The organism is Methanosphaera cuniculi (genome assembly GCF_003149675.1).
In the GTDB taxonomy this organism is placed as follows: domain Archaea; phylum Methanobacteriota; class Methanobacteria; order Methanobacteriales; family Methanobacteriaceae; genus Methanosphaera; species Methanosphaera cuniculi.
This window is the reverse complement of the sequence record NZ_LWMS01000007.1, coordinates 18,131-32,569: the sequence shown is the minus strand read 5'-3', so window position 1 is coordinate 32,569 and position 14,439 is coordinate 18,131. Positions and strand designations below refer to the sequence as shown.

The following is a 14,439-nucleotide window of genomic DNA, read 5'->3' as shown; positions in this document are numbered from 1 at the left end:
ATACTCTAACCAAAGGGGGGGGGGGGGGAAATTATATATTCTTATTATTTTTCATATTTGTTTTTAAGTGTTTTATGAAGTTTATATTATATTATAAAACCACATATTCTTTCATAGAATAACTATTCTTGTATTTTTTATTTTTTTTAATATTTATTTGAATAGTTGTTTCTTTTTTAATTAACATAATGGAAAATTTTTTATGAATAAAAATCGTAAAGCATTTTTATTTCTAGGTTTAACACTTCTAACACTATTAATATCTGTAAGTGCAGCAAGTGCAACAGACAACAATAATGATACAACTCTAAGTATGCACGATGTTAATACAGATAAAATAATAGCAGATAGTAATAGTAAAGTTGTTCAAACACAACAAAAAAAAGAAGTTAAAACAGAATCTAAAAATAAAAATATAAAGGATAACAAGACTTATAAACAACCAAAAAAGGCAGTAGAAACAACACAAACTGCAACAGACTATGAAACACTAAAACAATCATGAACAACATAAAAAATGAAGGAATCGAAAACACAGATTACACAATTAACGTGAAAAATGGAAACTACAAATTCACAGAAGAACTAACAATAACCAATACATCAAACATAAAATCAATAACAATAAATGGAGAAGACACAGATAAAACAATATTTGATGGACAAAACAAAACAAGATTATTTAACCTTAATACAACAACATTAAAAATAAACTTCAACAACATAACATTCACCAATGGATTTAATGATACTAAAGCTGGAGTAATATACACTAAATCTGTAATGAATATAAACAATTCAAAATTCATAAACAACACAGTATCTAACAAAACAGAAGATAGCTATTATGGATCTAATCTTTATGGTGGTGCAATATTTACTGAAAATACATGTACTATTAATAACTCCTATTTTATCCATAATATTTTAGAAAATGGGCAATCATCCATGGGTGGAGCTATATTTATTAATGGAACTAATAATGAGACCATTTTACTTATAATAATGAATACTGAATTTATTGAAAATGGAGCAACAGTAAATAATTATGCTCAAGGTGGAGCTATAGCAAGTTCAAAAAATACATTATTTAACATTAGTAAATGTTATTTCTCAGATAATAAAGCTATCTATTATGCAGATATATATAATAATAATTATGTTACAGACCATATTCAGAATATAACAGAATGTATATTTGAAAATACAAATAAACGTGAAAATATTATTTATATTAGAGGTTCTAATATAATGTATCTTATAATTATTTTGTAAATAAAGGAGGAAATAGAGATAATATTAAAGATGATTTAGTTTTCCTAGTTAATGGACAACCTCTTGGTAAATGTTTTAACCAAAAAACTGGAAACATTCTTAATATTAGTCTTTATAAAATAGATCCATACTATTATACAACTGTATCTAACATATCTCTTTCTAAAAATTATGAATTTAGTCTTTCTTCATCAAATGATGATATTCTTAATTTAACAAATGTAAAATTAACACCATATAATAATTATGCAACAATAATTAAACTAGATAATCTTCCAAATAAATTTGAAGATATAACAATTAAAATGGGAGATAAAGAAGTTGCAAAAATTGTTTGTAGTGAAACAAATGTTAAATTTAATAATGTTAAAGGAAAACCTGGAGAAACAGTTACATTAAAAGCAGAATTTACAAATACAGATAATTTAATACAAACAGGAAAAGTTGCATTTAAAATAAATGACAATACCATAGGACATACACAAATAAACTTTGGAATTGCACAAATGAATTACACCATACCAAATGACTTCAGATCAAAAGAATATAAACTAACAGTAGTATATGGTGGAACAAGCAAAATAGTAGAAGCAAGAAAAAATGCAAAACTAAGTCTTGAAAGACTAAACACAAAAACAGAATTAAAAACAACAATAACTGGAAATAATCTTAAAATAGAAGTAAATCCACGTGATGAAAATAATCAAACAATAACATATGGTAAAATCTGTGTAAAAATTGAAGGAAAAACACTACAAAACCTAAACATAAAAGGAAAAACAACTGTTAACTTCACAATACCAAAAAATTGGAATAATCGTGAAATACGAGTACTTGCAATATATGGAGAAAACAGTCAATATAACACATCAAGAACTGAAATTAAAACAAAACTAACTCTACCAAAAACAGAAGTTAAAGAAATTAAAAAAGATACTATAGTAAATAATTATTACGTATCAAACAATGGGTCAGATTCAAATTCAGGATCTGTAAATAGTCCATTTAAAACAATACAAAAAGCAATAGATACTGTAAAAAACAATAAACAAGCAGCAAACATATACCTAAATGGTGAATTTAAAGGAGTAGGAAATACAAATCTTACCATACCAGGAGAACTATACATAAACTTCATAGGACTTGGAAACTCAAGTATTAACGGAGAAGTAAATTATACCATTGCAGGAAAAGATGGAGATTATTCATGGGATTCATCAGCCATATGGACAACATATAATAATGCTACTGGTAATTGGGCTATGACTATAACTCGTGGATCTGGACTTATAACAATAAATAATATGACAATTAAAAATTGTTGGAATCCAGGAGGATCAAATATTAATGCATATCCTACATCTACTGTGAAAAATTATGGTAATCTTAAAGTTGATAATGTAAGCTTTATCTATAACCATGGTGGAGTAGGTGCAAGTATACGTAATACTAATGGTTCAAATCTCACAGTTTTAAATAGTTTCTTTGAAGCAAACCGTAAAAGTAGTAGTACAGGTAACTATGGAGCAGGAGTATATAACAATGGAACAGCCACAATAATAAACTGTACTTTCCAGAAAAACTATGCACGTTGGGGAACAGTAACAAATGATAAAAACATGACAATAATAAACTCAACAATACGAGATAACATAGGATATGATGGAGGAAGTACATTTAAACTTGGAAGTGGAATAACAATAAATACTGGAAGCTCAGATTTCTTCGATTTAAGAGATATTATAGGTATTAATACTGTTATTAATGGTTGTACTTTCATAAACAATGATCAACTTGACATATCAGTAGATGCTGGAAATTTAAACTTAACAAACAATATATTTAATAAATCAACAGGAGTAGTTTCTCAGGAAAACTATAAAAATTATACAGATGATATTCAAATAAATATAATTAACAATACCTTTGATTCACCTATAGGTTCATCATTATACAACAGTTTATCATCAACTGATAAATACATACTAATATTAAGATTACAACATAACTATAACTATGATATTGAAAATAACAGAGTATTAAATGTTGGAGGAACAAATTCAAAAGCACTAGAATTAAAATCAAATCATGCAATAATACGAAATAATACATTTACACGTGCAATATCATTAACTATAAACAATACACAAGTACTTGAAAATAATATAACAACAACAAAAGATGATTATGCAATAGTATTAGGTGAAAGTGCTAAAAATAATACAATAATAACCAATCACTTAGTAAGTTCAACATATCAAGGTGATGGTGCTGTAACTTATGTATCAGGAAAAAATACTATCATAAACAACACTCCAAAAGTTAATATAATACGATTAAATGATGAAACATTCTACATATACTTTGATGATGATGGAAACTTAAAACCAGAATATGCTGATGTTCAACAAATCCAAATAATAGCCTCATTAAACAATAAAATACTAACTATAAATAATTCTACATTAAACATAGCACAAAAAACCACAAGAATTATATCATATAATACCACTATAGTAACAAAAGAAAATGGGTATGTAAATATTACAGGTTTAAAAATTAATAATACAAATCAACAACCAGTAGTAATATTTAATACTGATAATAACATAATTACAAAATCATACTTTAATACTACAAATGATTATACTGTTATTATTAATCAAACACAAAATAACACAATTGAAAATAATAATTTTATAGCTGATCTTCTTGTAGGTGATGAAGCAACAACACCAGTTAATAATAACATTATTAATTCAAACAATCCAACATATCAAAATTATCTCATAATCGATGAGACATACAATCAGTTCTTTGAAAATGATGGAACAATAAAAACAACCACTCTAAATGAAACACGAGACATAAGATTAATACTTGGAAACTTAAATAATAAAACACTACTACTAAATAATAATAGAACAATAACAATAAAAAGATATCATGATTATACACAAAACAACATAACAATAAAAACAGAAAACACAAAAATTAACATGACAAACATGAGTATAACAAATACAAATAAAAAACTAGTACTAGATCTAAACTCAAAAGGAAACATAATAGACAAAACAATCTAACAGCAAATGCTAATGCAATAAAAATAGAAAATGAAACAGGAATAGACTTTCACTATAATAATATTAATGTAAATAGTAATGAAAAAGTTACAGCAATACAAATCCTAAATTCAAATGAAACAGATATAAATAACAATAATATAACTATACTAGGAAATAATTCAGTAAAAGCAATAGAAATAATAAATTCAAATAAAACAGATATAGATAATAATAATATAACTATAGTAGGAAATAATTCAGTAAAAGCAATAGAAGTAATAAATTCAGAAAATACTTATGAAAATAGTATTTATGGAAATGTTATAAAAATAAGTGGAATAAATACATATGGAATAAATGTAGAAAATCAAATATTAACTATTGGAGGAAACAAGATTGTTACAAATGGAAAATCATCTGTTGGAATAAGAGCAGTGAATTCAAAACTTCCAAGATATAATGGTGGTATTACAGGCAATACAATTATTTCTTCATCAAATTCAACTATAGGAATATTATTAAAAGAATGTAGAAATTTATCAGTTACAAAATCAAATAAAATTAATATTACAGGTCCAAATATAATAGGTATTCTATTAGATCAAACAAGAAATATGAGTATTAATGGAACTATAATGTCACTTTCTGGAGAAAAAATCACACTCATAAAACTTGAAAATACAAATCAAACAAACATAACATCAAATACCATGGAATCAATAACAAAAGATAAAAAAATAGCACCAGTACAATTAAATAATGCAGAAGAAACAAACATCTACAACAATAGTATAATAACAACAAGTGAATATGCAATAAATATTGATGCTAAATCATCAAAAAGTATAATAACATCAAATAAACTCTATGCATCAAATATAGGGGATAATGCAGTTTCAAAACAAAGTAATAATAAAGTAGAAATATTTGAAAACATACCTGAAGAAGCATTAAACTATTACCTAAATGAAGAAACATATAATCAATTCTTTGATGAAAAAGGACAATTACGTGATAATGTACCAAACAAATACAACATAATACTAGCTGGAAACCTATATAATAAAACATTAAACATAACTCATGCTATTAATATAACAAGTGAAGGTATAACATCACTTATAAATTCAACATTAATAATTAATGCAAATTACACAAATATTACAAATATAAATATTCAAGGAGAAAACACAAAAATAATAATCAATGCAAATAATACAAATATAGATCTTGGAACAATAAGTGCAGCAACAACTAAATCACAAAACAGAACAATAATAACAATACTAGGAAATAGAAACAAAATACAAGTAAACTCAATATCAGGTGATGAAGAAAATACACAAACAAGTAACATCACAGCATTTGAAGTTAAAGGAAAACAAAATAATATAAAAATAAAAAGTATATACTTAAGATATTTCAATAATTCAACAGGAGTACTACTAAATAATGCAAAACAAAACATGATAAATATATCAGCATCAATAAGATCATCTAATCTTATAATATTAAATAACTCAAATGAAAACAGAATAATGCTAAATGCATCAAATATATATTCAAATGGAATCATACTTACAAATTCATCAAATAATATGATAACAGCAACAGGTAATATAATCAATAATAATGATGATGGTTGTGGAAAAGCAATAATAATTGAAGAAAATTCAAATAATAACCTATTTATGGGAATAGGAATTAATATGTTCACTCACTTTAATACTTCTCCTATAACAATTATAAATTCAAACAATAACACAATATCAAATAGTAACATTGAATTTAAAGGTAATTGTTATGCTATTGAAATTATTGGAGGAGAAAATAACACCATAGAAGATAGTTCACTTAAAAGTAGTACTTTATCTGGAGATAAAGCTGTATATCAATATTATAATGAAGAATCAATGGGTAAAAATACATTAAAAAACAACAACCACTCAGGAGCAGCATATTATACAAGGATTACAACTCGTGATATTATAAAAGTAGGAAATACCATAACATTAAACTCAAGTTGTAACTATAACTTCAGAGATCAGAAAGGATATTTCACATTCTATGTAAATGGAAAAGAAATTGGAACAGTAGAAGCACAAAACAGTACAACAGCTTCTATCAATTATACCATTACAGGTAATGAGGGTGATGAATTACTTGTTGATGTAGTATATGCTGGTAGAAATTATTCAAGAGCAGTAGGTTATAATAGTAGTTCATTTGCTATAACTAGACTTGATAGCAATATTATTCTTCCAACAGTTGTAAATAATGGTAAAATGACTAATATAACAGCTATAATATTAGGTGAAGATGGAAATATTATCTATGATGGAAAAGTAGCATTTAAAGTTGATCAGAAAACAGTAGAAGTTGTAAAAATCACAAATGGTATTGCACAAATAAGCCTTGATACAAGCAAATATAAACCAGGAGAACATGAAATTTATCTAGTATATGGTGGAAATAATCAATATGCAAAATCTAACAGTACAACAACATTAACAATAAAAAAATATGATGTAAAAATTGAAGTTGATCCGGTTGTTGTATGTAAAGGTAGTAAAACAATACTAAAAGCAACAGTAAATGACATGCAAAACAATCAAGTAAATACTGGAAAAGTTATATTTAAACTTAATGGTAAAACATTAAAAGATGATGAAGGAAACACAATAATATCAGAAGTTAAAAATGGAATAGCAACAATTGAATATATGATACCAAGTAATTATTCAGCAAAAGATTACATATTAACAGCAGTAGCATCAGATGATAAATATAACCGTATTGAAGCAAATTCAACATTAACTGTTACAAAAAATTAATAGAATAAAAAAATATCTTCCCCCCCCCCCTTTTTTTCTTATTTTATTTTTTTCTTTTGTTATATTAATTGTAATTTTTTAGATATTTTTTTTTAAGTAAATAGTTTTAATAATCATTTATTATAAAACATATAATTAATAAAAAATATAGTTAAAAGTATTACTTTTTTTGTGTTTATTTAAAAATAAGTAATACAACCCATAAAAACAATGAAAAAAATTACACAAATAAATGGAGATTAAGGAAAAATATGACACAAAATACAGGAATTTTATTTATAGGTCATGGAAGTAGACTACCATACAATAAAAAAGTAGTAACAGAAGTTGCAGAAAAATACGCACAATTACATCCAGACTACCATGTAGATGTAGGATTTATGGAACTTGTAGAACCAAATATTCCAACAGCTTTCAATACTCTTAAAGAAAAAGAAGTAGATCGTATAATAGTAAATCCAATATTCCTTGCTAATGGAATGCATACACGTGTTGACATACCAACAATACTTGGTCTTGAAACAGAAGAAATGAAACAATTCCAATCACACCACGTACACCATCATCACGATCACGACCATGACCATGACCACGCACACCACCATCACCATCATCATCACCATGAAGCAAAATCAGACACAGTAGATTTTGATGGTGAAATTATATATCTTCCACCAATTGGTGCTGATGATAAAATTGCAGAAATAATAACAGATAAAATAAACCAAGAACTAGAACATCCTGATAAAAACCCAGATAACACAGGAATTCTCCTAATAGGACATGGAAGTACACTACCATATAACAACGAAGTAGTTGAAGAAATAGCACAAAAATACATTGATGATAACCCAGATTATAACATTGAAGTAGGATTTATGCAACTTAGTACACCAACAATACCAGATGCAGTAGAAAAATTAAAACAAAAAGGTGTTGAAAATATTATTGCAAATCCAGTATTTCTAGCTGAAGGAATACACACAAAAATAGATATTCCATCAACACTTAATCTTGAAGTACAACCTGTTGAAAACTACAATCCACCAAACAAAGCATATGACACAGTAGACTTTGATGGTGAAATAACTCTAACAACACCACTTGGTGCTGATGATATAATTGTTGATATAATAGATGAAAGAATCAGCAAACACATGTAAAAAAAAAAAGTCTTTTTACTCACCACCAAATACCCCTTTTTTTTTATTAACTACATTTTTTCCAATTTTTATAATGAATTATCAATAATAATATATAACATAAATATTAAATAAAAATAATAATTAATGAACTCTTTATTAATTTGATAAAGAAAAAAAAATAATTAAAAAAAAATTTTTATACAAAAAAAAATTATTTATCTAAAAAAAAATCGGAGGAGTAAGTAATCATGAGTGACATTATAAAAGGATGGCGTCATAACGATCAACGATACAACTTAATAGGAACTAAGTGTAAAACATGTAATACAACCTTTTTTCCTAAAAAAGTAGTTTGCCCTAATTGTAGAAGCCACGGTGAAATAGAAGACCTCCAATTCAAAGGAACCGGTAAAATATATTCATTTTCAGTAATTCATGCAGCAACAGATGAATTTAAAACAAACTCACCATATGCTGTAGCAATCATAGAACTTGATGAAGGAGCAAAAATAACAGCACAAATCGCAGACTGTGATGTGGATGAATTAAATATTGGTGATGAAGTAGAAGTCATATTTAGAAAAATAAGAGAAGAAGGAAAAGACGGAGTTATCACATATGGATACAAATTCAAACTCAAAGAATAATACAGGAATATTATTAATAGGACATGGAAGTAGACTACCATACAACAAAGAAGTAGTATACACACTAGCAGAAAAATATGCAGAAACCAAACCAGACTACGAAATAGAAGTAGGATTCATGGAACTTGCAGAACCAAACATACCAACAGCATTTAACACCCTTAAAGAAAAAGGTGTAGATAGAATTATTGTAACACCAGTATTTCTAGCACACGGAATGCACACAAAACGTGATATTCCAACAATACTAGGACTTGAACCAGCTGATGTTGAAGCAGAAATTGCAAAAGCAAACGGGGAAGAAGAACACCACTGCCACCACCATGATCACGACCATGAACATGGACACCACCACGGACACGGACATGGACATGGACACCACCATCATCATCACCATGATGAAGAACCTCAAACAGTTGAATTTGATGGTGAAATCATATACACAGAACCACTTGGTGCTGATGATGCAATAGTTGATATTATTACAAGTCGTATAGAACCACACCTTGAATAAAAATAATAACAACTAAAAGATAATATATAAACCTCTCCACCACAAAATTTTTCTTTTTTTTACATTTTTTTATTAAAAAAATAAAAGAAGAATACTATTTATAAGATTATTTTTTAAAGGATTTACTATGAAAATTTCACAACTAGGAGAAAAAAAGCTCATAAGACGTTTACTTAAAAAAAGAGATGAAAAACTTCCAAATACACATCCTATGATAATACAAAGCTATCATGATGATGCAGCAATCCAACCTAACACTACAAAATATACCACCCTAAGTACTGATATGCTAATAGAACACACACACTTTCCAAAAAAAATGACACCATATGATATGGGAGCAAAAAGTGTATGTGTGAATGTAAGTGACATAATAGCAATGAACTCAAAACCAGAATCCATACTAATATCACTAGGATTACCACCAACTATGAGTATAGATGAGTTTGACAATCTCATTGATGGAATTCTTGATACATGTGAAAAATACGATATAACACTAATTGGTGGAGATTTAAACACATCAGATGAAATTATAATATCAGCAACAAGTGTAGGAATATCAGATGGAAATATTAAATTTCTAAATAACATACAAAAAAACAACCTAATAGCTGTTACAGGAAAACTAGGATCACCAGCAGCAGCATATGATCTGATATATCATGAAGATGCTGATATACCAGAAATTGAAAAACAAGAGATTATTGATTCATTTATAAAACCAACAATTCCATATGATACATTTAAATTTCTACATAAACATCCAAAGCTAATTATGGCAATGACAGATATTACAGATGGACTTGCTGTTGAACTTGGTCATTTACATGATAATAACAATGGATATGGGTTTAAAATTAATAAAGAATTAATTCCATATAATAAATATATAAAACAAGTAGCAAAACGTAATAATAAAAAATTAAATGATTATTTACTTCATTTTGGTGAAGAATTTGAATTACTTCTTATTTTAGATGAAAATGAGTATATAAAATATAAAGATCAATTAGAGGACATTACAGTTATCGGATATGTAAACTGTGATGATAAAATTACAATTTTAGAAAATAATGGTAAAGAATTTGAGGTTAAAACTCAAGGATATGAACATTTAAGTGGTGAAAAGTAGTATGAAGTGTGATATTTGTCCGAATTATTGTGAAATAACAGAGGAATCCAACAAAACAGAATGTAAACTAGATCCATTCTATGATGATGAAAATCGTATATATACATGTAACATAGAAGTTGAACCAATAGAAAGTAACTTTTATCATTTTCTACCTGGCAGTAAAACATTAAGTGTTGGTCTTATTGGTTGTAACTTACAATGTCCATCATGTACAAATTATAAAACAACTCAGTTTGAAAATGACTTGCTTATTCCTAAGGTTAAATATTCACCTAGAGATATTGTTAATATGGCTTATGATAATGATGCTGAAACTATTACATGGAAATTTTCAGAACCAACTATTCATCCAAAATGGATAATTAAAACAGCACAAATAGCACAAGAGTATAATATAAAAACAGCAATTGTTACAAATGGATTTACTAGTCCTGAAGCTCTTGAAAAAACAAAAGATTATATAGATGCAGTATGTCTAAATATTAAAAGTCCAAGTGATACATACTACAAACAAGTATGTAAAGGACGACTAAAACCAATAATCTCAACACTCAACTTCTACTATAAAAAACATATACACCTAGAAGTTGAATACACACTAATACCAGAATACAATGATACACCAAAAGAAGTAGTGGAATTTGCAGAATATATCAAGGAAATAAGCACAGAAAAAATACCAATACACATAAAACAATTCATACCAGTATATAAACTAAAACACATAAAACCAACAAATGAAAAATACATGCTAAAAACATGTGACAGACTAAATCAGATGGGCTTTAAATATGTGTATCCTGAAATTACAACAAAACAACAATATAAAAATAATACATACTGTCATCATTGTAAACATTTACTAATTAAAAGATCACAAGACTACCAGATAGATGATCATATAACAGAAAATCAAGGCTGTCCACACTGCAATCATAAAGCATATGTAATTGAATAAAAAAAAAAGAAAAAAAAGGGATTTGAAGAAGTATATATAATCTTTCTACTATTTTTTTTTATAAGATAAAAAGTATTCAAAATATTTTACTTAGAATACTCCACCTCCACCTCCACCAAATCCTCCACCACCAATATCTCCAATATCTCCGAAAGATCCTAGATCTCCAAAGTCATTATCTGAATTAGCGGTAGGTATTGTGTTTAAATGATTAAATGTTGAAAACATCATTAAAAATCCCATGTCATAACCTACACCAAGTAGTGGATATGAGTAGAATTCATCCTCAGAGAGATTTAATGTGTTAAAGTATTTACGCATATTCTTCTCAACAGACTCAGCACATCCTAAAGCTGTAGCATACACAAGATATTTTCCCCATATTTGAACTGATTGTGGTGGATATTCTTTAATTAAACTATAATCTTTAATATAATTTTTGAAAAGATTCCATTTACCCACATATTCACAACCCTCAATTGTATATGATCCAAAATATACACTTGGCATTCTAGCTATAATTAGTGATTCTACAAATAGAATTACTGAAGCTATTATAACAGGTAAAGCATAAATACGTCCTAGTATAAATCCTGCACATATTGCTAAAAATCCGAAAATTATACCAAGTATTGATGCTAGTTCACCATACCAGTAGCCCTTATCATTAAATATTTTAACTGTTTTTTCATAAAGTTTTTCATTTTCTCTTACTGTTGAAGTCCAGCTTTTAAAGTATTTTATAAAGTGTTGTGGATCTTCATTATCTTTAAGATATTCTAGTGAAATATAGTCATTGTTATCTTCATCTTCAAATTCACGTAGATAATTTATTAATGAATTTTCATATCCAAGTAATTCTGTATTATCTGCATATTTATCATAGTTTACCTTAAGTACCATGTCTTTTTCATTTGAGTATATAATTTTTAGATATCCTCGGTCAATTAAGTTTAATAGTGTTGCTTGGAATGCATCTATTGTTATATCACCACATTCTTTGTTTGTTAGTGCATTTACAACAGCAGGTGAATCATTATATGGTATATCTGTTAAGTAGTTTGTTTCAAAGTTTATTTTATGTTCACGACCATACTTGAAGTATATTATGATTGGTAGGATGATAAGAATTAAATCTGCAATTAATATTAAAAGCATTGCATTATTTGTATTATTTATACCATCTTGGTATTTTTTTTCATCAGCTATTATTATTTCTTTTGCATCCTTATTTATTACATCAGCGTTGTCATAGCTTTTAAAGTATGATTTTGGCATGATAATACGCTGTTCTACATTAGTGTTATCAGAAGCTATATTTTCATATTCTGTTATAAGAGAGTTTGATGTTACTTTTTGACTTTTTACTATATCTGGTGGATTAAGCCAGTATTGAGCTTCATTCATAGGTCCTGGTATTGTAAGTGTTGAATGTAAGTTATCTACTTCACTATCCCATGAGTCTCCCCAGACGTTATATTGTACTTCTGCTATGTCATTGTATATTTTAACTCCTTTTAGGAAGTTATAATGGTATGTTACATTTACTATTGCATCTGATACTTTCTGTGTTTTTTCTTTATCTTTATAAAGCCATACTTTAACTTCTTGACCTGTTGATGTATTTTGAACTTCAAGTTCATTATAGTATCCTGGAGTCGTTACAGTTAAATTTTCAATACTTTGATTTCCACTAAGTGGTATTGTACGATATACTCCATTTATTTCACCTGTTATATTATATGTGATAGTTTGTGTTATTTGTGCAGTTCCATCATCTAAAACGGTCATATCTTCATTAACATTTGTTATACTATAGTCTCCAAGTGAGTATATTGGAGCTAGCATCATAAGTAGTATAGTTGATAAAACTATGAAGTACTTCACATATTTTTTATTAAACATTTTTCCAATGTCACCTCCCTATCAACTATTATTTTTAAATTATTTCCATTTTCTCCCACTGTTTTTTTTAAGACTACTTCTTATTCTTTATAATAAAAAAAGGTGAATCATTTTTTTTTTATTTTGATAAAAAAGAAAAAAAGAAAAGGGGGAAAATTTTGATTATTTTTTTAGAATTCAACTTTTGGTACAGAACGTACAGATTGATCTTCTACTTCAAAGCTTTCTGCTTCTTTAAAGTTAAAATGATTTGCTATAATACTACTTGGGAATTGTTGACACATATTGTTATATTGTAGTACTGTATCATTATAAAATTGTCTTGCATATGATATTTTATCCTCTGTTTCTGACAATTGTTCTTGTAAATTTATAAAGTTTGTATTTGCCTTTAAATCAGGATATGCTTCAGCTACTGCAAAAAGTGATTTAAGTGCACCTGTTAGTTGATTGTTAGCTTCAACAATTTCAGCAACACCCTGTGCATTTGCCATATTTGCACGTGCTTGTGTTACTTCTTCAAATGTTGATTTTTCATGAGTTGCATAACCTTTCACTGTATTTACAAGGTTTGGTATAAGATCATTACGTCTTTGAAGTTGTACATCAACTTGTGCCCATGCATTTTTAACCCTATTTTTTAAGTCAATAAGCTTATTATACAAACTTATTATATAAAATATTAAAATTACAATTAGAACAATTATAATTAATAAAATCCACATTGACATTACACTTTTACCTCCATTTATATTCTATTTTTAAAATTCATCTATTATTAGCTTGAGAATTAAAAAAATATTATAATTTAAATCTCAAATTTTATAAAAAAAATATCTATTATAATTTTTTTTCTTAGATTATATATTAATTATTAAAAGATGAACTATTAATATATATTTATTATTATAAAAGAATATTAAATAAGTAATTAAGTATTAAAAAAATTAAAAAA

11 protein-coding genes are annotated in these 14,439 nt (G+C 27.0%); 9 read left to right on the top strand and 2 right to left on the bottom strand.

Features of this window, described 5'->3' with window-relative positions; genetic code table 11:
* Nucleotides 1–202 precede the first annotated feature (202 nt).
* The 9 genes from MSCUN_RS01265 (at nt 203) to MSCUN_RS01225 (ending at nt 11,579) form a co-directional block, all read left to right on the top strand.
* Nucleotides 203–505, top strand: coding sequence for a hypothetical protein (locus MSCUN_RS01265; RefSeq protein ID WP_095608289.1), 303 nt, complete (start codon nt 203–205; stop codon nt 503–505).
* Nucleotides 502–1,275, top strand: a complete 774-nt coding sequence (locus MSCUN_RS01260) for a hypothetical protein (protein ID WP_095608290.1) — start codon at nt 502–504, stop codon at nt 1,273–1,275. Before MSCUN_RS01265 ends, MSCUN_RS01260 begins: the two co-directional genes overlap by 4 nt.
* Nucleotides 1,276–1,580: 305 nt before the next feature.
* Nucleotides 1,581–4,361, top strand: coding sequence for an autotransporter outer membrane beta-barrel domain-containing protein (locus MSCUN_RS01255; protein WP_095608291.1), 2,781 nt, complete (start codon nt 1,581–1,583; stop codon nt 4,359–4,361).
* 416 nt (nt 4,362–4,777) lie between these two features.
* Nucleotides 4,778–7,177: an Ig-like domain-containing protein gene (locus MSCUN_RS01250; RefSeq protein ID WP_095608292.1), complete on the top strand. Its 2,400-nt coding sequence runs from the start codon at nt 4,778–4,780 to the stop codon at nt 7,175–7,177.
* Between the two features lie 251 nt (nt 7,178–7,428).
* Nucleotides 7,429–8,340: a sirohydrochlorin nickelochelatase gene (gene cfbA, locus MSCUN_RS08390; RefSeq protein WP_245837626.1), complete on the top strand. Its 912-nt coding sequence runs from the start codon at nt 7,429–7,431 to the stop codon at nt 8,338–8,340.
* A 230-nt stretch (nt 8,341–8,570) separates the two neighbouring features.
* On the top strand, nt 8,571–8,969 hold the full coding sequence (locus tag MSCUN_RS01240) for a Zn-ribbon domain-containing OB-fold protein (protein ID WP_095608136.1): 399 nt from the start codon (nt 8,571–8,573) through the stop codon (nt 8,967–8,969).
* Entirely contained in the window at nt 8,941–9,483 is a 543-nt protein-coding gene (gene cfbA / locus MSCUN_RS01235; RefSeq protein ID WP_095608137.1) for a sirohydrochlorin nickelochelatase, read from the top strand. Before MSCUN_RS01240 ends, cfbA (MSCUN_RS01235) begins: the two co-directional genes overlap by 29 nt.
* A 127-nt stretch (nt 9,484–9,610) precedes the next feature.
* The gene (thiL, locus tag MSCUN_RS01230; protein WP_095608138.1) at nt 9,611–10,618 is read left to right on the top strand and encodes a thiamine-phosphate kinase; all 1,008 of its coding nucleotides are present in this window, start codon (nt 9,611–9,613) and stop codon (nt 10,616–10,618) included.
* Between the two features lies 1 nt (nt 10,619).
* Nucleotides 10,620–11,579 carry a radical SAM protein gene (locus MSCUN_RS01225; RefSeq protein ID WP_095608139.1) on the top strand — a complete coding sequence of 320 codons (960 nt, stop codon included), beginning with the start codon at nt 10,620–10,622 and terminating at the stop codon, nt 11,577–11,579.
* A gap of 90 nt (nt 11,580–11,669) precedes the next feature.
* Here MSCUN_RS01225 and MSCUN_RS01220 read toward each other — a convergent pair whose 3' ends face one another.
* Nucleotides 11,670–13,484, bottom strand: a complete 1,815-nt coding sequence (locus MSCUN_RS01220) for a DUF2207 domain-containing protein (RefSeq protein WP_095608140.1) — start codon at nt 13,482–13,484, stop codon at nt 11,670–11,672.
* Nucleotides 13,485–13,654: 170 nt separating this feature from the next.
* Complete coding sequence (locus MSCUN_RS01215; protein WP_394338952.1) at nt 13,655–14,215, bottom strand: LemA family protein; 561 nt, start codon at nt 14,213–14,215, stop codon at nt 13,655–13,657.
* Nucleotides 14,216–14,439 lie beyond the last annotated feature (224 nt).